This is a genomic window from Phenylobacterium sp., assembly GCF_016124325.1.
Lineage (GTDB): Bacteria > Pseudomonadota > Alphaproteobacteria > Caulobacterales > Caulobacteraceae > Phenylobacterium.
In genome coordinates this window covers 20921-44231 of sequence record NZ_WGNY01000010.1, presented here as the reverse complement: position 1 = coordinate 44231, position 23311 = coordinate 20921, and the positions used below count along the sequence as shown (strand labels likewise).

General features: G+C 71.0%; 17 protein-coding genes and 1 pseudogene. 11 read left to right on the top strand and 7 right to left on the bottom strand.

Annotation, left to right across the window (positions count from 1 at the left end):
- Nucleotides 1–52 precede the first annotated feature (52 nt).
- Entirely contained in the window at nucleotides 53–2425 is a 2373-nt protein-coding gene (locus tag GC203_RS04760) for a penicillin-binding protein 1A (protein ID WP_366501452.1), read from the bottom strand.
- Nucleotides 2426–2575: 150 nt separating this feature from the next.
- Nucleotides 2576–3745, bottom strand: coding sequence for an N-acetylmuramoyl-L-alanine amidase (locus tag GC203_RS04755; RefSeq protein WP_293451869.1), 1170 nt, complete (start codon nucleotides 3743–3745; stop codon nucleotides 2576–2578).
- 460 nt (nucleotides 3746–4205) lie between these two features.
- Between GC203_RS04755 and GC203_RS04750 the strand changes: the two genes are divergently transcribed.
- The 5 genes from GC203_RS04750 (at nucleotide 4206) to GC203_RS04730 (ending at nucleotide 12054) form a co-directional block, all read left to right on the top strand.
- Nucleotides 4206–6797 (top strand): ribonuclease E/G, encoded by a 2592-nt coding sequence (locus GC203_RS04750; RefSeq protein ID WP_293451867.1) that lies wholly within the window; start codon nucleotides 4206–4208, stop codon nucleotides 6795–6797.
- A 51-nt stretch (nucleotides 6798–6848) separates the two neighbouring features.
- The gene (locus GC203_RS04745) at nucleotides 6849–8249 is read left to right on the top strand and encodes a M48 family metalloprotease (protein ID WP_293451865.1); all 1401 of its coding nucleotides are present in this window, start codon (nucleotides 6849–6851) and stop codon (nucleotides 8247–8249) included.
- A gap of 32 nt (nucleotides 8250–8281) precedes the next feature.
- A complete protein-coding gene (locus tag GC203_RS04740; RefSeq protein WP_293451863.1) occupies nucleotides 8282–9019 on the top strand; it encodes a DsbA family protein in 738 nt (245 codons plus the stop codon).
- Nucleotides 9020–9098: 79 nt separating this feature from the next.
- Nucleotides 9099–10577 carry a tryptophan 7-halogenase gene (locus GC203_RS04735; protein ID WP_293451861.1) on the top strand — a complete coding sequence of 493 codons (1479 nt, stop codon included), beginning with the start codon at nucleotides 9099–9101 and terminating at the stop codon, nucleotides 10575–10577.
- 73 nt (nucleotides 10578–10650) lie between these two features.
- Nucleotides 10651–12054, top strand: a complete 1404-nt coding sequence (locus GC203_RS04730) for an aldehyde dehydrogenase family protein (RefSeq protein ID WP_293451859.1) — start codon at nucleotides 10651–10653, stop codon at nucleotides 12052–12054.
- A gap of 121 nt (nucleotides 12055–12175) precedes the next feature.
- On the opposite strand, the gene GC203_RS04725 is transcribed toward GC203_RS04730, so the two are convergent.
- From GC203_RS04725 to thiS, 3 genes are all read right to left on the bottom strand, one after another.
- The gene (locus tag GC203_RS04725) at nucleotides 12176–14194 is read right to left on the bottom strand and encodes a TonB-dependent receptor (RefSeq protein ID WP_293451857.1); all 2019 of its coding nucleotides are present in this window, start codon (nucleotides 14192–14194) and stop codon (nucleotides 12176–12178) included.
- 105 nt (nucleotides 14195–14299) lie between these two features.
- Nucleotides 14300–15088, bottom strand: coding sequence for a thiazole synthase (locus tag GC203_RS04720; protein WP_293451855.1), 789 nt, complete (start codon nucleotides 15086–15088; stop codon nucleotides 14300–14302).
- Nucleotides 15088–15288, bottom strand: coding sequence for a sulfur carrier protein ThiS (gene thiS / locus GC203_RS04715; protein WP_293451853.1), 201 nt, complete (start codon nucleotides 15286–15288; stop codon nucleotides 15088–15090). Before thiS ends, GC203_RS04720 begins: the two co-directional genes overlap by 1 nt.
- Nucleotides 15289–15365: 77 nt before the next feature.
- Here thiS and aroQ point away from each other — a divergent pair, with 77 nt between their 5' ends.
- The 4 genes and pseudogenes from aroQ to aat all read left to right on the top strand — a co-directional run.
- On the top strand, nucleotides 15366–15803 hold the full coding sequence (gene aroQ, locus GC203_RS04710) for a type II 3-dehydroquinate dehydratase (protein WP_293451851.1): 438 nt from the start codon (nucleotides 15366–15368) through the stop codon (nucleotides 15801–15803).
- Nucleotides 15804–15828: 25 nt separating this feature from the next.
- A complete protein-coding gene (accB, locus tag GC203_RS04705) occupies nucleotides 15829–16317 on the top strand; it encodes an acetyl-CoA carboxylase biotin carboxyl carrier protein (RefSeq protein WP_293451849.1) in 489 nt (162 codons plus the stop codon).
- A 4-nt stretch (nucleotides 16318–16321) separates the two neighbouring features.
- Complete coding sequence (accC, locus tag GC203_RS04700) at nucleotides 16322–17668, top strand: acetyl-CoA carboxylase biotin carboxylase subunit (RefSeq protein ID WP_293451847.1); 1347 nt, start codon at nucleotides 16322–16324, stop codon at nucleotides 17666–17668.
- A gap of 31 nt (nucleotides 17669–17699) precedes the next feature.
- A pseudogene (gene aat / locus GC203_RS04695) lies at nucleotides 17700–18305 on the top strand (leucyl/phenylalanyl-tRNA--protein transferase); the annotation flags it as partial.
- Here the strand turns inward: aat and GC203_RS04690 are convergent.
- The gene (locus GC203_RS04690; RefSeq protein ID WP_293451958.1) at nucleotides 18287–18877 is read right to left on the bottom strand and encodes a DUF2155 domain-containing protein; all 591 of its coding nucleotides are present in this window, start codon (nucleotides 18875–18877) and stop codon (nucleotides 18287–18289) included. The pseudogene aat and the gene GC203_RS04690 overlap by 19 nt on opposite strands.
- A 296-nt stretch (nucleotides 18878–19173) precedes the next feature.
- The gene (locus tag GC203_RS04685; protein WP_293451845.1) at nucleotides 19174–19578 is read right to left on the bottom strand and encodes an NADH:ubiquinone oxidoreductase subunit NDUFA12; all 405 of its coding nucleotides are present in this window, start codon (nucleotides 19576–19578) and stop codon (nucleotides 19174–19176) included.
- Between the two features lie 177 nt (nucleotides 19579–19755).
- Here GC203_RS04685 and GC203_RS04680 point away from each other — a divergent pair, with 177 nt between their 5' ends.
- Both GC203_RS04680 and GC203_RS04675 read left to right on the top strand, forming a co-directional pair.
- Nucleotides 19756–22212 carry a ribonucleotide reductase gene (locus GC203_RS04680; protein WP_293451843.1) on the top strand — a complete coding sequence of 819 codons (2457 nt, stop codon included), beginning with the start codon at nucleotides 19756–19758 and terminating at the stop codon, nucleotides 22210–22212.
- An 85-nt stretch (nucleotides 22213–22297) separates the two neighbouring features.
- Entirely contained in the window at nucleotides 22298–23311 is a 1014-nt protein-coding gene (locus tag GC203_RS04675) for a pentapeptide repeat-containing protein (RefSeq protein ID WP_293451841.1), read from the top strand.

Genomic DNA, 23311 nt, shown 5'->3' with positions numbered 1-23311 from the left:
AATCGTAAGGGCGGCGGGTCTATCCCGCCCCCGGGCGCGTGACAACCCGCTCTCAGAACAGGTCGGACAGGTCGTCCTTCTTCTTGGGCGGCGGCGGGGGCGCCGCCGCGGCGGCCGCGTTCGGCGCGCCGGTCAGGCCGTTGCCGAACACCTGGTCGTAGGGCTGCGGGCCGGTCAGCGAGCCCGCCGCGCCAAGGCCTTCGTCGTTGAGGCTGGGCTCGGTGCCCGGCCGGAAGGCCTCCACGATGCCGCGGACCGTCGCGAACTTGGCGTTGGCGGGCGCCTTGAAATTCTCGATCGGCTTGTCCTTCAGGGCCTGACCCATGAAGTCGATGAAGATCGGCACGGCGGCCCGGCTGCCGGTCTCGCCGTGGCCCAGGCTGCGGTTGTCGTCGAAGCCCACGTAGACCCCCACCACCATGTGCGGCGAGAAGCCCATGAACCAAGCCGAGCGGTAGTCGTTGGTGGTGCCGGTCTTGCCGCCGAGGGGCCGGCCCAGCGACGACGCCGCCGCCGCCGTGCCCCGCTGAACGACGCCTTCGAGCATCGAGGTGATCTGGTAGGCCGTGATCGGGTCCATCACCTGCTCGCCGGTGACCGGGATGCGCGGGCTCTCGCCGCCGGAGAAGCCCGCGTCGCAGCGGTCGCAGTCGCGCGGGTCGGCGCGGTAGATGGCCTTGCCGTTGCGGTCCTCGACCAGCTCGATCAGGTGGGGCCTCACCAGCCGCCCGCCGTTGACGAAGCTCGAATAGGCGGCGGCCATCCGATAGGTCGTGGTCTCCCCTGCCCCCAGCGCCATGGCGAGCACATGATCCATGTGCTTGGTCACGCCCAGCTTCTCGGCGAGGGCGGCGATCTTCGTCATGCCGACCCCCTGAGCGATGCGCACCGTCATGGTGTTGCGCGACAGTTCCAGGCCTTTGCGCAGGGTGAGCAGTCCGAAGTAGTCGTGCTCGTAGTTCTCCGGCGTCCAATCCTTGCCCCCCGCTCCGACCAGGGTGATCGGCGCGTCGAGGACCGTGGTCGCCGGCGTATAGGCCCCGCTCTCCAGCGCCGCGGCGTAGACGATCGGCTTGAACGACGACCCGGGCTGGCGCTCGGCCTGGACGGCGCGGTTGAAGCTCGACAGGGAGAACGAATAGCCGCCCACCATCGCCAGCACGCGCCCCGAATACGGCTCCATCGCCACCATGGCGCCGTTGACGATGGGGATCTGCTTGAGGCGGAAGCCCGATCCCTTGTCGTCGGGCGCGACGAAGACGAGATCGCCCGTGCCGATGCCCTTGCCGGCGCGGGCCCAGGCGACGTCCTCCTTGGCCAGGGCGCCGGTCTTGCCCTCGACGGTGCGAACCTCGACGACACCCCCCGCCACGCTGGTGACGACGGCCTGGCGCCAGGTGCGGCGTTCGGCCGGGCGGGCCCGCTTCTTGGCGACCGTCTCCCAGCCGTCCAGGGTCTCGACCTTGCCCCAGGCCCCGCGCCAGCCGTGGCGGCGGTCGTAGGTCTCCAGGCCGTTCATCAGCGCCAGACGCGCGGCGGTCTGGAGCTTGGGATCGAGCGTCGTGCGCACGTAATAGCCGCCCGCGTTCAACCGCTCGTCGCCCAGCTCCTTCATGTTCAGCGCGATGCGGCGCACCTCTTCGACGAAGTAGTCGGCGTCGCGGTACTGGGCCCGGGTGGGCGCGGGCTGGACCACGAGGTCCTGCTTCTTGGCGGACTCGGCCTCGGCGCGGGTGACCCAGCCCAGCTCGGCCATCTGGTCGAGCACCCAGTTGCGGCGGGCGATGGCGGCGGCCTTGCGGCGGATCGGGTGGTAGTTGTCGGGGCCCTTCGGCAGGGACGCCAGATAGGCGCTCTCCGCCAGGGAGAGGTCGCTCACCGACTTGCCGAAGTAGTTGTAGGCGGCCGCGCCGACGCCGTACGAGCGGTACCCCAGCCAGATCTCGTTCAGATAGAGCTCGAGGATCCGCTCCTTCGACAGCGACTGCTCAAGCTGCGAGGCGAGGATCGCTTCCTTCAGCTTGCGCGCGATCGTGGGATCGTTGGTCAGCAGGATGTTCTTGGCCACCTGCTGGGTGATGGTCGAGCCGCTCTCCAGCCGCCGGCCCTGGGCGATGTTGACCACGTCCTTCACCAGGGCGCGGCTCATGCCGCCGAAGTCGAGGCCGGCGTGATGGAAGAAGTTGTGATCCTCGGCGGCCATGAAGGCCTGGGCCGTCTGGGCCGGAATGGCGTCGTAGGGCACGAAGATGCGCCGCTCGCGGGAGAACTCCCCGATCAGCGTGCCGTCCCAGGCGTAGGCGCGCGTCGCCGTCGGCGGATGGTAGTCGGCCAGATCGCCCGCGTCGGGCAGATCGTGGAACAGCCAGGCCGCATAGACCCCCAGGGCCACGGCCGAAGCCGCGACGAAGGTGAAGAGGATCACGCCGGCCAGGATGAGCCAACGCCCGGGCCGGGCCCCTGCTGTCCTGGCTTGGGGATTCAACTTGAGACTCGCCTCCCGGACCGGGCCGGTTCCAAGAGGGTCGTCTAGCCTGTGTCGGCGCGGGCGCCAACGCCCGCGGGCCGTGGCGCGTCAGCGGGCCGCGACCTTCATCTGGTCGTCGAAGTGCTCGTCGATCGCCTTGGCCACCGCGCCCATCAGCTGGTCGCGCGCGGCGGCGTCGCGCAGGCGCGCCTCGTCGTCGGGGTTGGAGACGAAGCCCATCTCCAGCAGCACGGCCGGGACGTCCGGCGCCAGCAGCACCATGAAGCCGGCGTCGCGATGGCTGCGGCGCAGCAGCGGGGCGACCCCCTCGATGTCGGAAACCAGGGTCTGGGCGAAGATCGCCGAGCGGTTGCGCGTGGCCCGCTGGGTCAGGTCGAACAGGATGTCGCGCACGCCCTGGTCCCCGGTCAGGCTGGCCTTCATGAACCAGTCGTCTCGGTCCACGAAACGGGCCGCGCGCTGCGAGGCCTGGTCGGACAGGGTGTAGACGCTGGCGCCCTTGAGGTCGGGCTCGGCGGCGCTGTCGGAGTGCAGCGAGATGAACAGGTCCGCGCCGGCCCGCTGGGCGACGCGCACACGGTCTTCCAGGGGAATGTAGACGTCGGTGGAGCGGGTCAGCACCACCTTGTAGCGGCCCGTCGCGCGCAGCTGGTCGGCCAGCGAGAGCGCGGCGGCCAGGTTGACGTCCTTCTCGAAGCCCTTGGCGCCCTGGGCGCCCACGTCCTTGCCGCCATGGCCCGCGTCGACGACCACCACCTTCTTGAGCGGCAGCGGCGGCGCCTTTTCGGCCCGGAGCTGGCCGCGGATCTCGGGCTGGCCCGCCTTGCCGGCCTTCGGCGCAGCGGCCACGTCGATCACATAGCGGTAGTTGGCGATCCCGTCGGCGGGCGGGAGCAGGAAGCGGCGCTTCACCTTCGCGTCGCCCGCCAGCTCGATCTGCAGCCGGGCGCCGCCCTTGACCTGATCGACCAGCCAGGCCTTGACCAGTCCGCGGCCCGCGCCCTGCCGGGCGCGTTCGACCGCGACATTGGGCAGCATCACGACCACGCGGCCGTCCGTGGAGCCGTCGGAAACCAGCTTGGCGCTCACCGCGCCGTCCAGGTCGAGCACCGTGCGCGTCTCGGCGGCGTCCCCGCCCATGCGGACCTGCATGATGTCGACGGACTCGGTGGCGGCGTGGCCGACGGCCACCACGGCCAGGCCCGCGGCGAGCGCAGCGGCGCAGGCGGCGGCGATACGCCCCCGGCTCCGTCCCAACGCCCCCTTCAGCCCACCGAGCATCACAATGCCCCGAAAACAAACGGATTCGCCCCACGCGAACCCCCACCCCATATAGTCGCAACGCCCGTGGACAAAGGGTTAACGGGAGATTGCCGCCTGCGATCTTAAGGCGAACCCGCCGCTTTCCTTTTGTCGTGCGCTGTTGCAAAGTCCGCGCGCGCCAGACCGCCGCGCCCGCTCCGGGCCCGACCTGAGCGCGACAAACCCAACCGGCGTCGGTTTGGCCCGAAGTTTTCGGCGACGACGCCTTATCCGATCCGCGCCCCGACAAGGACGCGCCTAGGAACACACCCGATGAGCTGCGCAGCTCGAGCCTCAATTGGCCCCATGGCCCCCCGAGACGCCGGATCCGGCGTGCCCGCGGGTCACGCGCGCGTTCATCCCCATTGCCGGCAGCGCCGGGCGTCCTTCGCCCCTGCGCGCCGCGGAGAGACTAATGCCCAAGACGATGTTGATCGACGCCGCCCACGCGGAAGAGACGCGTGTGGTGGTTGTCGACGGAAATCGCGTTGAAGAGTTCGATTTCGAGAGCCAGAACCGCAAGCAGCTTCGAGGAAATATCTATCTCGCCAAGGTGACGCGCGTTGAGCCGTCGCTGCAGGCGGCTTTCGTCGAATATGGCGGCAACCGCCATGGCTTCCTGGCCTTCAACGAGATTCACCCCGACTACTACCAGATCCCGGTCGCCGACCGGGAGGCGCTGCTGCGCGAGGAGGCCGAGGAGCACGACGACGAGCGCCCCGAGCCCAAGGCGCGCAACCCCGAGGACGAGGACGAGGTCGACCTCGCCGGCTCGGACGACGAAGACGACGTCATGGAAGAGGAGCTGGCGCGCCGCCGCCGCCGGCTGATGCGTCGCTACAAGATCCAGGAAGTGATCCGCCGCCGGCAGATCATGCTGGTGCAGGTCGTGAAGGAAGAACGCGGCAACAAGGGCGCGGCGCTCACCACCTACCTGTCGCTGGCCGGCCGCTATGGCGTCCTGATGCCCAACACCGCCCGTGGCGGCGGGATCAGCCGCAAGATCACCACCGCCACCGACCGCAAGCGGCTGAAGAGCATCGTCACCAGCCTCGACGTGCCGCAGGGCATGGGGCTGATCGTGCGCACGGCCGGCGCCAAGCGCACCAAGGCCGAGATCAAGCGCGACTACGACTACCTGCTGCGTCTCTGGGAGAACATCCGCGAGACCACGCTTCACTCGATCGCGCCGGCCCTCATCTACGAGGAAGAGGACCTGGTGAAGCGCACCATCCGCGACCTCTACGACAAGGACATCGACGAGGTCTGGGTCGAGGGCGAGGCCGGCTACAAGGAAGCGCGCGACTTCATGCGCATGCTGATGCCGAGCCAGGCCAAGAAGGTGCAGGCGTATCGCGAGCCGACGCCGCTGTTCGTCAAGCATCGGGTCGAAGACCACCTGACGCAGATCTATTCGCCCGTCGTGCCCCTGCGCTCGGGCGGCTACCTGGTGATCAACCAGACCGAGGCGCTGGTCGCCATCGACGTGAACTCGGGCCGCGCCACGCGCGAGCGCAACATCGAGGCCACGGCGCTGAAGACCAACCTGGAGGCCGCCGAGGAGGCCAGCCGCCAGCTCCGCCTGCGCGACCTGGCCGGCCTGATCGTCATCGACTTCATCGACATGGACGAGGCGAAGAACAACCGCGCCGTCGAGAAGAAGCTGAAGGACTGCCTGAAGGACGACCGCGCCCGCGTACAGATGGGCAAGATCAGCGCCTTCGGCCTCATGGAGATCAGCCGTCAGCGCCGCCGCACGGGCGTGCTTGAGGGCACCACCCACGTCTGCGAGCACTGCGGCGGGACCGGCCGGGTGCGCTCGGTCGAATCGAGCGCGCTGGCGGCCCTGCGGGCGATGGAGATCGAGGCGCTCAAGGGCGGCGGCGAAGCCACGCTGCGCGTGCCGCGAGCCGTCGGCCTCTACATCCTGAACGAGAAGCGCGGCCACCTCGCCCGACTGCACCAGGCGTTCAGCCTGTTCGTCACGGTGCTGATCGACGACGAGATGGCGCACGCCGACCATGCGATCGAGCGGACCTCGATGGAGACGCGGGCCGATCACGCCCCGCCGCCGAGCGCGCCGGTCCAGGCCTACGAGCCCGCCGACGACGAGGCGTTCGACGAGACCTTCGAGGACGAAGCCGAGGAGGACGAGGAGGACGAAGCCGCGCTGGAGGCCGAGGACACCGACGACGACCAGGCCCATGTCCGAGCCACCCGCCGCGAAGAGAGCGAAGAGGGCGGCCGCCGCGGACGCCGCCGCCGTCGCGGACGCCGTGGCGACGAGCCGCGCGAACGCGAACGCGAACGCGAGGCCCAGCCCGCCCGCAGCGAGACGGAGGAAGAGCGCGAAGGCCGCCGCCGTCGGCGCGGCCGGCGTGGCGGACGCCGGATGCGCGACGATCAGCGCCCCGCCGACGCCTTCTCGTGGGTGCGGCCGTGGGTGCCCTACGGCGACGACCCGTTCGTCTGGTACGACCCGGCCGAGGATCTGAAGCCGATCGCGACCGAGGCCCGGGCGCCCGCCCAGGCCCCCGCCCCCGCGCACGAGCCGGCCTCTTCGCCCGCGCCCGCCGCCGCGTCCGGCGAGGACGAGGACGTGTGGGTGGAGCTGCCCGCGCCGGAGGAGAAGCCCAAGCGCGCCCGCCGCAGCCGCAGCCGCTCCCGCGGCAAGGCCGATGTGGCCGTCGCCGCGGAAGCCGTCGCGCCCGAGCCGCAGATCGAAGCCGAGCCTGCGCCCGAGCCGGAACCCGAGGCCCAGCCGGAAACGGTCGCCGAGGCCCCGAAGCCGGCCAAGCCCCGGCGTTCGCGCGCCAAGAAGGCCGCGGCCGAGGAGGCTCCCGCGCCGGAGCCTGTGGCCGAGGCGCCGGCCGCGCCGGAGCCGCCCGTGCTGGAGGTGGTGGCCTCGACCCCGCCGCCGGCTGAAGCGCCGCCCGCCGCCCCGGATCCGAGCGAGATTTCGGGGCCGGCGCCCACTCCGCGGAGAGGCTGGTGGCGCCGAGGCTAAGGGGCTAGTCTCCGATCGGACTGGGGCAGTCGAACGTCTAGAGAGCCACGCATGGTTTCCCCATTCCGATCGGTTTCCCGCCTCGCGCTGGCCGCCGTGCTCCTCGCGGGCGTGGCGGTCGCGCCGCGCCCGGCGGCCGCCCAGGATGGCGAGACCCTGATCCGCGACACCGAGATCGAGGACATCCTGCGCCACGACGCCGCGCCGATCCTCGACGCGGCGGGAATCGACCCCAAGAACGTCCAGATCATCCTGATCGGCTCGAAGCAGATCCAGGCGTTCGCCGCGCCCCGGGTCATGGCCGTCTTCACCGGCCTGATCATGGAATCGGACAATCCGAACGAGCTCCAGGGAGTCATCGCCCACGAAGTGGGCCACCTGGCCGCCGGGCACAGCTTCCGCTCGGGCGAGATGAGCTCGGCGGGGATGAAGCCGTTCCTGCTGACCATGGGCCTGGGCGTGCTGGCGGCCATCGCCGGCGCTCCTGACGCAGCCGCCGGCCTCGCCTCGAGCGCGCAGTACTTCGGCGCGCTGGGCGCCATCGGCTACAGCCGCGAGCAGGAAAGCCGGGCCGACCAGGCCGGGGCCACCCTGCTCGACAAGGCGGGGCTCTCGGCCCGGGGCCTCGCCGATTTCTTCGACAACTTCCGCTACCAGGAGGTGTTCGCGGAAGCCCGCCGCTACCGCTACTTCCAGGACCACCCGATCTCGTCCGACCGGATCGAGGCCCTGCGCAACCGGGTGGACAAGCTGCCCAACTACGGCGAGGTCGACACGCCCGACGCCCTGGCCGAGCACGAGATCATGAAAGCCAAGCTGATCGGCTTCATGACCCCGCAGGTGGCGCTGACCAAATACGACGAGAAGGCCCGCGACTTCCCGTCCCGCTACGCCCGCGCGATCGCCTACTACCAGATGAAGGATCCCGACCGGGCGCTGAAGCTCATCGACGGCATGCTGGCCGACTACGGGGACAATCCGTACCTGTGGGAGCTCAAGGGCCAGATCCTGTTCGAGTTCGGCCACACCGCCGAGGCCGTGGCGCCGCAGCGCCGCTCGGTGGAGCTGAAGCCCGATGCGCCGCTGCTGCGGATCAACCTGGGCCAGACCCTCATCGCCCTGGACGACCGCAAGAAGGTCGAGGAAGGCATCCAGGAGCTGAAGCTGGCCCTGGCCCGCGAAGAGGACAACGCCGTCGCGTGGCGTCTGTTGGCGGAGGCCTACGACAAGACCGGGCAGGACGGCATGGCCCGTCTGGCCACCGCGGAATACAACTACAATATCGGCGACCTGCAGCAGGCCCGCGTGTTCGCCATGCGCGCGCGCGAGCGGCTCGACAAGGGGACGCCGGAGTGGCGGCGCGCCACCGATATCGTGCTGGTCGCCAAGCCGACCCGCGACGACCTGCGCGAACTGGGCCGTGAAGGCTCGATCGCCAGCAACCAGAATTGAGCCCTCGGGCCGCCACCCCTATCTGGACGCCAATGAAGACCCCTGCCCTCCTCGCCGCCGGCCTCCTGGCCGCGTTCGCCCTTTCGGGTTGCCAGAAGACCGAAGACGCCGCGTTCGGCGCCAAGGTCCGCGCCTATCTGCTCGAGCACCCCGAAGTGATCGAGGAGGCCGTCACCAAGCTGCGCCAGAACCAGATGCTGGAGCAGGCCAAGTCGGCCGCCCCCACGATCGGGCGGCTGCGCCAGCAGCTCGAGAACGATCCGCGCGACCTGGTGATCAATCCCAAGGGCGAGTTCACGGTGGTGGAGTTCTTCGACTACCGCTGCGGCTACTGCAAGCTGGTCGCCCCCGAGGTGGTGAAGCTGGTCCAGGAGAACCCGGACGTCCGCTTCGTCTTCAAGGAATTCCCGATCTTCGGCGAGGTCTCCGAGACGGCCGCGCGCATGGCGCTGACCCCGCAGGGCAAGGCCAAGGGACTGGCGCTCTACAAGGCCTGGATGGCCGACCGCGGGCTGGACGAGGCCGCCCTGGACCGGCACCTCAAGGAAGCCGGCCTCGACCCGGCCGCCGTCCGCGCCGCCGCCGCCAAGCCCGAGATCGGCGCCCAGCTGCAGGACATCCGCGTGCTGGCGAGCGACCTGGGGCTGGAGGGCACGCCCGCCTTCGTCGTGGGCGACTACCTGATCCCCGGCGCCGACATCAACGCCGTGCGCACGGCCCTGGCGCGGACCAAGGCGGCCGGCATGAAGCGGCCGGGTTCGACCACCTAGATACCTCCACCGCCGGCTTGACGCAGGGTCGCTCGAAGAGTGCGCTAAGCTCTCTTCGACGAGGCGTAGAGGAGCGGCCATGGTCGAGCGGGTGCTGGTGATCGGAGCGGGCATGGCCGGGCTCTGGTCGGCGATGGCGTTGTCGAGCCCCGACCGCGAGATCACTCTGCTCGACCGCGACCCGGCGCCGCCCGAGGGCGACGCCGACACGGCCTTCCGGGACTGGGGGCGCCGCGGGGTCGGCCACCTGCGCCACAGCCACGCCTTCCTCGCGCGCCTGCGCACCCTGGTCCGCGACGAGCACCCGGCCCTGCTGGACGACCTCCTGGCCGCGGGGTGCCGCGAGCTGGGCTTCGACGGCGCGCTGACCGAACAGCACAGGCGGGCCTACGTCCCTAAGCCGATCGACGGCGACCTCGCCATCCTGACCAGCCGGCGCACGACGCTGGAGCTGGTGATGCGCCGCTATGCCGAGCGGCTGCCCGGCGTGACCATCCGGGCGGGAACCTTCGTGAAGGAACTCGCGATCCGCCCCGGCGCCCCGCCGACGGTGACGGGAGTCCGCCTGGAGGACGGAACCGAGCTTTCGGCCGACCTCGTGGTGGACGCCTCGGGCCGCCTCTCGCAATCGGCCGAGCAGCTCGCCGCCGCCGGCGCCTCGATCCCCGAAAGCTCCGAGCCCTGCGGGGTGATCTACTTCACGCGCCACTACCGCCTGCGGCCCGGGCAGGAGGAGCCGCCGCGCGGACAGGGCCGCACGACCGGGGACCTGGGCTATCTGAAGTTCGGCGTCTTCCCCGCCGACAACGGCTGCTTTTCGATCACCCTGTGCACGCCGGAAGTCGAGGAGGAGATGCGCAAGGCGGTGGTGGACCCCGAGGTGTTCGACGCCGTTTGCCGCGAACTGCCGGGGGTCGCGCCCTGGATCGAGCCCGAGCGCACCGAGGCCGCCAGCCGCGTGTTCGGCATGGGCCAGCTCGAAAGCCGCTGGCGCGACTTCGCGCCGGACGGCAAGCCCGCCGTGCTGGGCTTCTTCCCGGTGGGCGACAGCGTGGTGCGCACCAACCCTCTCTACGGACGCGGCTGTTCGTTCGCCGCCGTCAGCGCCCACGTGCTGCGTGACGCCCTGGCGGCACATGCCGATCCGGGTCAGCGCCTGCTGGCCTACAGCGCGGGCGTCGCGCGCGAGCTTCGGCCCTACTACGACGTGATGCGCAAGGCCGACCAGTCGGCGATCCGGCGCGCCCGCGCAGCGCTGTCGCCGCCCCGGCCGCCCAGCCTCCGCGCCCGGATCGCCAAGAGCTTCCTCGAGGACGGCCTCGGCATCGCCATGCGCGAGGACGTCGAGCTGCTTCGCGCCTTCATGCGCGGCTTCCATATGCTGGAGGATCCGCGCCTGTGGCTGCGGCGGCCGGCGAACCTGATGAAGATCGTGCGCGTGTGGGCGCGCGGCAAGGCGCGCAACGCGGCCCTCTATCCGCCCAGCGCCGGGCCCGAACGCACGGAAATGCTGGAGGCGGTGGGCGTCTCTCCCACGGCGGACCTGATCCCGGCCTGACGCCCGTTCCCAGCCGCTTGACCGCCCCTGCGTAACGGGCGCTCAGTCGCCGGCAACGCAGCGGAGGTTTCCCATGTCCGACTACAAGCTCCTGATCGGCGGCCGCCTGGTGGCCGGCGCGTCGGCCTCGCCGGTCCTCAATCCCGCCACCGAGGAGCCGGTCGCCGACTGCCCGCGCGCGTCGAAGGCCCAGCTCGACGAGGCCGTGACCGCGGCCCAGGCGGCCCTGCCGGCGTGGAGCAAGACCCCGATCGACGAGCGCAAGAAGGTGCTCGTGGCCATGGCCGACGCCATCCAGGCCAATCTGCAGGACCTGGCCCGCCTGCTCACCCAGGAACAGGGCAAGCCGCTGCAGGCGGCCATGGGCGAGGTGTTCGGCGCCGCGGCCTTCTTCCGCTACTTCGCCAGCCTCGATCTGCCGGCCAAGGAGGTTCAGAACGACGAGAAGGGCCGCGTCGAGATCCGCCGCAAGCCGATCGGCGTCGTGGGCGCGATCGTGCCCTGGAACTTCCCGCTGATCCTGATGGCCTTCAAGGTCCCGGCCGCGCTGCTGGCCGGCAACACCATGGTGCTGAAGCCCGCGGGCACGACGCCGCTGTCGACCCTGAAGTTCGCCGAGATCGTGAAGGACCTGGTTCCCGCCGGCGTGCTGAACGTGATCGCCGACGAGAACGAGCTGGGCGCCGAGATGACCAAGCATCCGGGCATCCGCAAGATCAGCTACACGGGCTCGACCGAGACCGGAAAGCGGGTGATGGCCGGCGCGGCCGATGCGCTGAAGCGCGTCACCCTGGAGCTGGGCGGCAACGACGCGGCTATCGTCATGCCCGACGTGGACCCGAAGGAGACCGCGCCCAAGATCTTCAACGCCGCCTTCCAGAACTCGGGCCAGGTGTGCATCGCCGCCAAGCGGATCTACGTCCACGAGAGCATCTACGACGCCATGTGCGACGAACTGGCCAAGCTGGCCGACGCGGCGGTGGTGGGCGACGGGCTGGAACAGGGCACCCAGTTCGGGCCGATCCAGAACAAGGCCCAGTTCGAGAAAGTGCTGGGCTACATCGAGGCCGGCCGCAAGGACGGCAAGATCATCGCCGGCGGCGCGCGTAAGGGCGACAAGGGCTACTTCATCCAGCCCACCATCGTGCGCGACATCACCGACGGCTCGAAGCTGGTGGACGAGGAGCAGTTCGGCCCAGTGCTGCCGGTGATCAAGTTCTCCGACGCCGGCGACGCCGTGGCCCGCGCCAACGCCTCGATCTACGGCCTGGGCGGCTCGATCTGGACAAAGGACACCGACAAGGCGTGGGACCTGGCTGGCGAGATGGAAAGCGGCACGGTGTGGATCAACAAGCACGCCGACCTGCAGCCCCACCTGCCCTTTGGCGGCGCCAAGCTGTCGGGCGTGGGCACGGAACTGGGCGAAGAGGGCCTGAAGGAGTTCACCCAGGTCCAGGTGCTGAGCATGGCGCTGTAGCCGGCGTCATCCCGGGCGCAGCGCAGCGAAGACCCGGGATCCAGCAGCCCTGACGTCGGAGCGGCTGGATCCCGGCTCTACGGCCCGCTGACGCGGGCCTCCGGCCGGGATGACGGAGGCGTCAGAACCGATACGTCATCCCAACGCGCAGGGTGCGGGGTTCGACCACGCGGCTGAGGCGGCCTTCGACCGGCGCGGCGTCGAAGGCCGGGATGTAGGACTCGTAGATGTAGGCGATGTCCTTGTCGCGCCTGTCGAAGACGTTGAGAAGATCGCCGTAGAGTTCGAAATTATCGAACTTTCTTGCGGCCCGGAGATTGACCACGGTGCTGCCCTTGTCGCGCACCGAATTGTCCTCGACCAGCGGCGACGGGCCCAGGTGGCGCAGCCGCACGCTGGCCTCCCATTCGTCGGACACCGCCGAGACGCCCAAGGCGGCCGAGTTCTCGAAGGCGTTGGGGATGTGGTCGCCGTTGTCGTAGCGGGCGTGGCTGGCGGTGTAGTTGCCGTCGATGGCCAGCCACGGCAGGGGCCGCAAGAAGGCCACCAGCTCGTAGCCGTGGCGGCGGCTGGCCCCCGTCGGCTCGACGGCGTTGGAGTCGCCCACGAAGCGCAGCTCGCTGCCGACGTTCAGCCACCAGTAGGTGGTGGTGAGCGTGAAGCGGCCGGCCTGGAAGCGCGCGCCCAGCTCCTTGCCCGTCCCCTTCACCAGGATCGGGACCGGCGTGGCGGCGAAGTGGCCGCGGACGTCGTTGGAGTGGAAGCCGCGGCCCCAGTCGGCATAGAGCTCGATGTGGTCGTTCACGGCGTAGGCGGCGTCGATCTTGGGCGACAGCACCGCGTCGTGCGCCTTGCCCGCGCCGAGCGCGGCGGCCTCCGCGTCGCGGGCCGCGACGGTGGCGTGATACCAGTCGCCGCGCAGGCCGCCGATCAGTCGCAGGCCCTCCACGGGCCGCCAGGTCGCCTCGCCGAACACCGCCGCCGAGGCCTCCTCCACGCGGTAGAAGCCGAGGGATTCGACGAAGGCGCGATCGTCGGTGTGCGCGACGCCCACCTTGCCGATGCGGTCGAAGCGGTCCTCCGTCCCGACGCGCAGGTCGAGCGCGGGCGAGACCGCCCAGGTGCGCTCGGCCTTCAGCCCGACGATCCAGCGGCGGTCGAACTGGTGGATCTGGGCGCTGGAGCCGTCCGGGTTGGCGTAGGTGGGGTTGGAATACATGTTCCAGGCGTAGGTCTGGCCGTAGACGTTGGCCTTCCAGCCCTCCCCGCTCAGCCGCGCGTTGACCACGAGCCGGTCGGTCTTGCCCCTGGCGGTGGGGTCGGGCGAGCAGAACACGTCGGCGCAGACGGGCGAGCCGATGATCCGCTCCGGGATCTGTTCGGTGGGCCGCCAGGTTCCGTGATAGCCGTGGGCGGAGAGTTCCAGCTCGCCCAGGGCGGTCGGGCGCTCGTACTTCACGAAGGCCGCGTAGTGGCGCAGGTGCTCGGGCTCCTGCCACGGCCCGTCGTAGACCTTCACCTCGCCCGCGGCCGTGAACTGGCCGCCCGCGCCGTCGGCCACGCTGCCGCCGGCCGCGCCGCGCCGGTAGCCGTGCGATCCCGCCTCGCCCGCCGCCCAGTTGCGGTCGAACGCGTCCACGGTGGTGAGGTAGGACGCCCCGGCCAGGGCGAAATCGCCGCCGTCGGCGCGGTACGGACCTTTGCGGAAATCCTCGCGGGTGATGACCTCGGGCATCAGCCCGTTGAGGTCTAGGTAGCCCTGGCCGTGGCCGTGGGTGCGCAGGTTCATCTGCACGTCGTCGACGTAGGTCGTGAAGTCCGTGCCGTGGTCCAGGTTGAAGCCGCGCAGAAAGTACTGGTTGGCCTTGCCCGACCCGGAGTGCTGGGCCGCGATGAGCCCGGGCACGGCCTCCAGCAGCTCGGCCGTCTTGAGCAGCGGGCGCACCAGCATGTCGGAGCCGGCGATCGTGCCCTCGCTGGCGGCGTGCGCCACGCCGATCTTGGACTCGCCGCGCCCGAAGACCACCACCTCCTGCACGCCGTCCTTCGGCGGGGCCGTGGCCATCGCCTCCCCGGCCGCGGCCTGTCCGGCCAGGCTTGCGCAGGCGGCCGCCAGCGCGGCCACGCTTCCATGCTTCATCGAACCCGACGCCTTTCCCCAAGTGTCGGGTCCGGTCGTGGGCCGCGCCGCCGGCGCGGGCGAGTACGGAACGGTTCCAGGCCCGTTACAGGGGGTTTCAGACGCTCAGATCAGGCCGCTGAGCGGCGAGCTCGGGTCGGCGTACATCCGCTTGGCCATGCGGCCGGCCAGATAGGCCTCGCGGCCGGCGATCACGGCGTGCTTCATGGCCCGCGCCATGCGGATCGGGTCGCGGGCCTCCGCGATGGCGGTGTTCGTCATCACGGCGTCGCAGCCCAGTTCCATGGCCACCACCGCATCCGAGGCCGTGCCCACGCCCGCGTCGACCAGTACGGGAACCTTGGTCTGCTCGATGATCAGTCCGAGGTTGAGGAAGTTCTGGATGCCCCGCCCCGAACCGATCGGCGCCGCCGCCGGCATGATCGCCGCCGCGCCCGCGTCCTCCAGCTTCTTCGCATAGACCGGGTCGTCCGAGCAGTAGACCATCACGTGAAAGCCGTCGGCGATCAGCAGCTTCAGCGCCCGCAGGGTCTCTTCCATGTCGGGGAGCAGGTGGGCGGTCTGCGACAGCACCTCCAGCTTCACGAGGTCCCAGCCGCCGGCCTCGCGGGCCAGGCGTAGGGTGCGCACGGCGTCCTCGCCGGTGAAGCAACCCGCCGTATTCGGGAGGAAGGTGAAGCGGTCGGGCTTCACGTGGTCGACCAGCATGGGCTGGCTGCGATCGCTGAGGTTCACCCGCCGCAGCGCCACGGTGACGATCTCGGCGCCGGCGGCCTCGGCGGCGGCGGCGTTCTGGGCGTAATCCTTGTACTTGCCGGTGCCCACGATCAGGCGCGAGCGGAAGGTGCGGCCCGCGACGCTCCAGGTGTCATCGGTCTGCTGCGAGCCATCCATCAGCCGCCTCCCACGAACTGCACGATCTCGATCCGGTCGCCGTCGGCGATCGGGGTCTTCAGATAGGCCGAACGCGGCACGATCTCCAGGTTGCGTTCCACCGCCACCTTGCGCCCGTCGAGGCCGAGCGCGGCCACCAGCGCCGCCACGTGGGCGACCCCTTCGAAGGCGCGGGTCTCTCCATTGATGGTCAACTGCACGTGACGCTCCGGGTCGGTTTGCTTGTGGCCTCCGCCGTGGATCGTTACAAGGGCGCGGAATCGAGCGGCGGAGCCGAATGCCGAAACCGATCTATGTGCTGAGCGGACCCAACCTCAACCTCCTGGGGACCCGCGAGCCCGAGATTTACGGACATCAGACCCTGGACGACGTGCGCGGTCTCTGCGAGGCGCGCGCGAAATCGTTCGGGTTCGAAATCGTGTTCCGCCAGTCGAACCACGAGGGCGAGCTGGTCGACTGGATCCAGGAAGCGCGCGAGAAGGCCGCCGCCGTGGTGTTGAACCCGGCCGGCTACGGCCACACCTCCGTCGCCATCCTCGACGCCTTGAAGATGCTGGCGATCCCCGTGATCGAGTGCCACCTGTCGAACCCGGCCGCCCGGGAATCGTTCCGTCGCAAGACCTACGTCTCGCTGGCGGCGACGGGCGTCGTGTCGGGTTTCGGCGCGAAGAGCTATGAACTGGCCGTCGAGGCCGCCGCGGGCCTCGCCCGCTAGATTTGAACCACAAGGGCACAATTACATGCCGAGCACTCCGAAGGCGCCTGCCGATCCCATCGACTCACGCCTGGTGCGCAAACTGGCCGACATCCTCACCGAGACGGGCCTGTCCGAGATCGAGGTCGAGCGCGGGGACCTGAAGATCCGCGTGGCCAAGACGCTGGTCGCCGCGCCCGTGCAGATGGCGGCGCCCGCCCTGGCGGCCGCACCCGTGGCCGCCGCCGCGCCGGCGCCCGCTGCGGCGCCTGCGGCAGAAGCCGCGCCGGCCCCGGCCCGGGGCGATTCCGTCACCTCGCCGATGGTGGGCACGATCTATCTGCAGCCGAACCCAGGCGCGCCGGCCTTCGCGAAGGTGGGCGACACGGTCCAGGCGGGCCAGACGCTGTTCATCGTCGAGGCGATGAAGACGATGAACCCGATCCCCGCCCCGCGCGCCGGCAAGATCCTCGAGATCCTCGTCGAGGACGGTCAGCCCGTGGAGTTCGGCGAGCCGCTCGCCATCATCGAGTAGGCTCATGTTCGAGAAAATCCTGATCGCCAACCGGGGCGAGATCGCGTTGCGCGTCCACCGGGCGTGCAAGGAAATGGGCATCTCGACCGTCGCCGTGCACTCCGAGGCCGACTCCAGCGCCATGTGGGTGCGGCTGGCCGACGAGAGCGTCTGCATCGGCCCACCCCCGGCGGCGAAGAGCTATTTGCACGTGCCCGCCATCATCGCCGCCTGCGAGATCACGGGCGCCCAGGCGGTGCACCCCGGCTACGGCTTCCTGTCCGAGAACGCCCGCTTCGCCGAGATCGTCGAGGCCCACGGCTTCACCTTCATCGGGCCCAAGCCCGAGCACATCCGCATGATGGGCGACAAGATCACCGCCAAGCAGGCGGTGAAGGCCGCCGGCATTCCGGTGGTGCCCGGCTCGGACGGCGCGGTCACCACCGAGGAGGAGGCGATCGCCGCGGCCAAGGAGATCGGCTTCCCCGTCCTGATCAAGGCGGCGGCCGGCGGCGGCGGGCGCGGCATGAAGGTCGCTAAGACCGAAGCCGACCTCGTCGAGGCCGTCCAGACCGCCCGCGCCGAGGCCAAGGCCGCGTTCGGCGACGACGCGGTCTACATGGAGCGCTACCTCCAGACCCCGCGCCACATCGAGCTGCAGGTCATCGCCGACAGCTTCGGCAACGTCTGCCACCTGGGCGAACGCGACTGCTCCCTGCAACGCCGCCACCAGAAGGTGCTGGAGGAGGCCCCCTCCCCGGCCATCGACGCAGCGGCCCGCGCCAGGATCGGCAAGGTGGTCGTCGACGCGGTGAAGGCCATCGGCTACCTCGGCGTCGGCACCATCGAGTTCCTGTACGAGAACGGCGAGTTCTTCTTCATCGAGATGAACACCCGCCTGCAGGTGGAGCATCCGGTCACCGAGGCCATCACGGGCATCGACCTCGTGCGCGAGCAGATCCGCATCGCCGCCGGCCTGCCCCTGTCGTTCAGCCAGGACGACATCGTCTTCGAGGGCCACGCCATCGAGTGCCGGGTGAACGCCGAGAACCCGAAGACCTTCACGCCCTCGCCCGGCCTGGTCAGCGACTACCACGCGCCGGGCGGCCTGGGCGTGCGCATGGATAGCGCCCTCTACGCCGGCTATTCGATCCCGCCCTTCTACGACAGCCTCGTGGGCAAGCTGATCGTCCATGGCCGCGACCGGGCCGAGTGCATCGCGCGCCTCAACCGCTGCCTGGGCGAGATCGTGGTGGGCGGCATCGAGACCAACATCCCGCTCTTCCAGGAGCTGCTGGCCGAGCCCGACATCCTGAAGGGCGAGTACAACATCCACTGGCTGGAGCGGTGGATGGCGAGCCAGACCGGTTGAGCCCAGCGGGGGCCGCGGCGTAGATCACCGCATGGCGGCCTTCGACGCGCGCGACCTGCTCGACTGCTACGCCCGCGGGGTGTTCCCGATGGCGGACGCGCGGGAGGACGCCCGCGTCTTCCTCATCGATCCCGAGCGGCGGGGCGTGATCCCGCTGGAGGCCTTCCACGTCCCGCGCCGGCTGGCGCGCACCGTGCGGGCCGATCCGTTCGAGGTGCGGGTGGACACCGCGTTCCACGAGGTGGTGCTGGCCTGCGCCGCCTCGGGCCCGGGCCGGACCGAGACCTGGATCAACCGCCCGATCGAACAGCTCTACCTCCAGCTTTTCCGGATGGGCCACGCCCACAGCGTGGAGTGCTGGCGCGGCAGCCAGCTCGTCGGCGGGCTCTATGGCGTCTCGCTGCGCGGCGCGTTCTTCGGCGAGAGCATGTTCTCGCGGGCGCGCGACGCCTCGAAGGTGGCTCTGGTCCACCTGGTCGCGCGGCTGATCGCCGGGCGATTCAGCCTGCTGGACGCCCAGTTCATGACCGAGCACCTGGCCCAGTTCGGCGCGGCCGAGATCAGTCGGGCCGACTATCACCGCCGGCTGGAGCGCGCCCTGGCGACCGAGGCCGACTTCTACGGGCTGAGCGGAGGCGATTCCGCCGCGGCCTTGGGCGCGGGCGCCGCCGGGGCCGTGGGCGCGACGGGGGCCGACAAGGGCGGCGCGGCGGCCGGCGTCGGGGCGACGACCTTGGGCAGCGGCGCGGACGCAGCCTTGGCGGGCGGCGTGGCCGAGGGCTTGGGGCTCGTCTCAGCGGCCGCGACGGGCGTGGCGGCGGGCGGCGCGGCGGCGGGCGGCGGACGCATGGGCGCGGCCGACGGCTGCAGCGCCGGGTTGCTCGCCCTGCAGCTGATCGCCCAGGCGTCGTAGGAGGTGTTCTCCACCGGGTTCAGGCTGGGCGAAGAGGCGAAGATCCAGCCCTTGAAGGCCTGGTGCGGCGCGGGCGTGGGCCGGCCGGGCTGCGGTCGGGGCTGGGCGTCGATGGTGACGTAGACGATCGAGTCCTCCACGGCCTCGTCCGGCGCCGAACGCTCGCAGGCGCTGACCGTGAAGATGAGGCCCTTCCAGCGCACCGGCTTGCCGACCGGCGCCTCGAAACGCAGCGTCTCGGCCGTCACCTTGTCGAGCGCCTGCAGCACGGCGATGTCGTAGCGGTTGCGCCGCATCGGCTCGGCCGGTTGGGCGACCTTGAGATTGCTGGGCGTCGCCGCCGGCGTGATGTCTTCCGCCGGCACGGCGGCCATGTCGGGCTGCTCGGGTTCGGGCGGCAGCTCGGGGGTCTTCAGGGTCGGGGTCGCGGTCGCGGGCGGCGCTTCCTCCGGCACGGCGGTCTTGAGCGGCGGCGGCGGCGTGAGCTTGGGCGCGGGCTGGGCCGCGACGACCCCGGCCGCCAGGACGCCGAGCGCGGCGCCCGCCAGCAGACGGGACAGTGTGACCTGTCGCGGAAGGCGGCGACCCACGGCTATTCCGGGGTCCAGGCCTCGTAGTCGCCCGTGGCGCGCTGACGATCGCCGCCGCGCGAGATCGCGCCCTGGGGGCGACGGGCGTAGATGGTGCCGGTGAGGTTGGGGAGGTGGTCCTTCTCCCAGGCCCGGCGCAGCAGGGGCGTCGAGGTCGGCGGTTCGTCGAAGGTGTAGCGCAGCCAGCCGTGCCAGTCGGGCGTCACCTTCGAGGCGTCGGCGTAGCCCTTGTAGATGACCCAGCGGCGCTTGCGGCCCTTGTCGTAGCTGTCGCGGTCGTCGCGAGCCTCATAGTAGCGGTTGCCGAGCTCGTCCTGGCCCACGAAACGGCCACGCCGCCAGGTGGTGAAGTAGATGCCTGTGGTGGCCCCGTTCCACCAGGTGAAGATCGTCTTCAGAAGCGACAATTTCGAGCTCTTCCGGTCCGCGATGCGCGCGGACTATAGGCGGGCGCCCCCGGAGCGTCCAGCGCCCGGAGCGCGGCTTTTCGCCTGCAATATGTTGGGGATGAAACCCCTTCCTGCCCCAACATCTATTGCCGCCCCCCATCGGCGGCGCCTAGGCTGAGGCGCAAGGGAGTCGCCATGGCCAGCGAAACGTCGCGCGCGGGAATCGAGGGACGCACCCTGGAGCTGGGCGGCGGACTCGCCGAGGTCGAGGCGCCGGCCCATTTCACCAACGCCCGCGTCGAAGCTTGGGTGGACTGGGCCGATGGGCGGACCGACCTCGCCAACGCGATCCTGCAGTACGCCTACAGCCTGGCCGGCAAGGCCCAGGCCAAGGGCCTGACCAAGGACCTGAAGACCCGCACGCGGTTCCGCGAGGCGATCACCGAGGCGATGCTGCTGGGCACGATCGCCCTGTCGCCCGGCGGCGCGCCGTTGCGGTTGCTGGAACCGGGCGCGGCGGCGCTGGAGCGGATGACGGCGGCGCACCGCGGCCGCGAGGCCGCCCAGGCGGCGGCCGGTCGGCTCTCGGCGCGGCTGCAGGCCGTGATGGATGCGGTGCTCCGCTGCGAGGGCGGCCCCGAGGCCTGCGCCGACCCGGCCCGCAACACCAGCCTGGCGCGCGCCGCCGAGGCCGCCCGCGCAGCCGGCGCAACCGACGCCACCATCCTAGAGGCCATCGCCCTGGCCAGCGCCGGCGAGGCCGAATGGCTCTGCGCCCCGCCGCCGCCGGCCCCGGCCACCGCCATGGTGGCTGTCGGCGACGCCGGCTCGGCCCTGGCGACGGCGGCCTGGACAACCGGGCGGATCATCGCCGCCCCCGACGCCGATGCGGCCGGCGCCATCGCCGAGGGCCCGGCCCTGCCGACCGCCGGGATCGAGCTGATGGCGTTTTTCGACGCCACGGGGTTCGACTCGACGGGCTTCGCCGCCGCGGTGATGGTGGCGGCCACGGCCCTGGCCGCCGAGGCCGAGGGCCCGATGCGCCTGGCGCTGGGCGGACTGGCCGACTGGCTGGCGGCCCAGGGCCTCGACTACGACAGCGACGCCGGGCGGCTGGCGGCGCGCCGGCTGTTCGAGGCGGCCAAGGAGGCGGCCGCGCCGATCGGCCCCGACCTGCGCCTGGGTCTCGTGGACGATCCCGAACTCGCGCTGCGCCTCGGCGCGCGCCTCGACGCCGCGCCCTGGAACGGCCCCGTCACCCTCGCCGAGACCGCCGACGGCGTGGTCGTGCGCGCGCTGAGCCAGGCCGCCCGCCTGGGCCTCGGCGACGAGGCCGACGCCGCGACCACCGCCCTGCTGGGCCATCGCAGCCTGGCCGGCGCGCCCGGCGTGGACACGGCGGCGCTGGAAGCCCGGGGCTTCACCAGCCTGGAGATCGAGGCGGCCGAGGCCGAACTGCCGTTCGTTCGCCGACTCGCCGAGGCGTTCGCCCCGCGCATCGTCGGCGAAGGCTTCCTGCGCGACGTGCTGGGAGCCACGGCCGAACAGCTTGCCGACCCGACCCTGGACGTCCTGGCCCTGGCGGGCTTCTCGCCCGACGCGATCGCCGCGGCCGAGGCCCACGCCCTGGGGCGCGACAGCCTGACCGGCGCGGGGGTCGTCGCGCCCGACCGCGAGGCCGCGTTCCGCCCGGCCGCGGAAGTGGCCCTGGACGCCCGGCGCGCCATGCTGGAGGCGCTGGCGCCCGTGCTGGACATCCCGCCGGTGCTGGAGGCGCGCCTGCCCTGGGACCGCGGCCTCGCCGCCGTCCAGGCGCTGCTCGCCGAGAGCTGCGTCGCCCTGCGGGTCCGGCGCGATCCGCCGCCGGCCGTCCTGTCGCTGGACATCCCGCCCACCGCCGAACTGCCCGCTCGCGCGCCGGCCCCGGCCGCCGAGGCCGCGCCGGCCGAGCCGCCGCAGGAACGCATCGTCGAGCGGATCGTCGAACGCGACCGGATGCGCCGCAAGCTGCCCGACCGGCGCAAGGGCTACATCCAGAAGGCCAGCGTGGGTGGCCACAAGGTCTACATCCACACCGGCGAATACGACGACGGCGAGCTGGGCGAGATCTTCATCGACATGCACAAGGAAGGCGCCGCCTTCCGCTCGCTGATGAACAACTTCGCGATCGCGATCTCGATCGGCCTGCAGTACGGCGTGCCGCTGGAGGAGTTCGTCGACGCCTTCGTCTTCACCCGCTTCGAGCCGGCCGGCCCGGTCACCGGCAACGACACGGTGAAGTCGGCCACCTCCATCCTCGACTACATCTTCCGCGAGCTGGGCGTGAGCTATCTGGGGCGGGACGACCTGGCGAGCGCCGACTCCGCGGCGCTCAACGCCGACGGCCTGGGCCGCGGCAAGGCCGACAACGCCGACGCGGACGAACCGCAGCCGGTCTCGCACTTCATCTCCCGCGGCTTCGCCCGCGGGGCCGCGCCCGACAATCTCGTGTTCCTGCCCACGGCCAGCCGCCCGGCCGGGCCGGCGGCCCTGGGTTCGGCGGGCGTCTGCGCGGCCTGCGGCGACATCGCAGTGGTGCGCAAGGGCCAGTCGCTGATCTGCGAGACCTGCGGCGCGCGGGCGGGCCGTCGGTCCGAGGATCAGGCGAGCTAAACCCCTCGAAGTTACCGCGATTTAAGTGGCGCCAGGGGGTCGATGCAGGCAGAGGTGACATACCGACTGCAAGGATTTCCGCCGCTTGACCCACCGACTGCCCCTCCTTCTGGCCACGATGCTCGTGGCCCTGCCGGTCGCCGGCGCCGCCCTTGCCGGCGACAAGGAGATTCCGCGGCAGAATTCCTTCGGCGGGTCCTGCGTGGGCTGCGAGCTGTCGGGACGCAACCTGTCGGGCGCCCGGATCATCGGGGCGAACTTCTCCCGGGCCGTGCTGGTGGGCGCGAACCTGCGCGACGCCAAGTTCCACGCCTCGGTCTTCGCGGGGGCCGATCTCTCCAAGGCGGATCTGTCGGATTCCGCCATGACCGGCGCCAACTTCTCGCGCGCCAACCTCACCGCCGCGCGGATGCGCTCGACCGAGGCGAACGGCGTGGCCTTCCCCTCGGCCAACCTGACGGCGGCCGACCTTTCGGACATCGAGGCCATCGGCGCCAATTTCACCCGGGCGATCCTGGTCGAGGCCGTCCTTCGCTCGGCCGAGTTGCGCGGCGTCAGCTTCACGTCGGCCAACCTGACCAGGGCCACGCTCAGCGATGTCGAGGCCCAGGGCGCCAATTTTGTCGGCGCGCGGCTCGTCAACGCCGTGCTGAACTCCGCCGAGCTGGAGGCCACAAACTTCTCGAAGGCCGTGGCCACCAGCGCCAGCTTCCGCGACGCCGGCCTCCAGGGCGCGGTGCTCTCGTCCGGCGTCTTCGACCACGCCTCGTTCCGTTCGGCCGACCTGACGGGCGCCAACCTGAGCGGCAGCGTCTTCGACGGCGCCGACTTCCGCGACGCCGACCTGACCCGCGCCTCCCTGCACGGGGCCGACCTTTCGCGGGCGCGCGGCCTCAGCCAGGATCAGATCGACGACGCCTGCGCCGACAGCCGCACGCGCCTGCCCGTGGGCCTGACAGGCCGCGGGTGCAACGGCGTGCGGTTCATCTATCGCCGCGAGGATACACGCCCCATCGTGCGCGTCGTGCCCGCGGTCCCGGCGGTTCCCGCGGCGCCTGCCGCCCCTGCCGCTCCGGCCATCCGCGCCACGCCTCGCTAG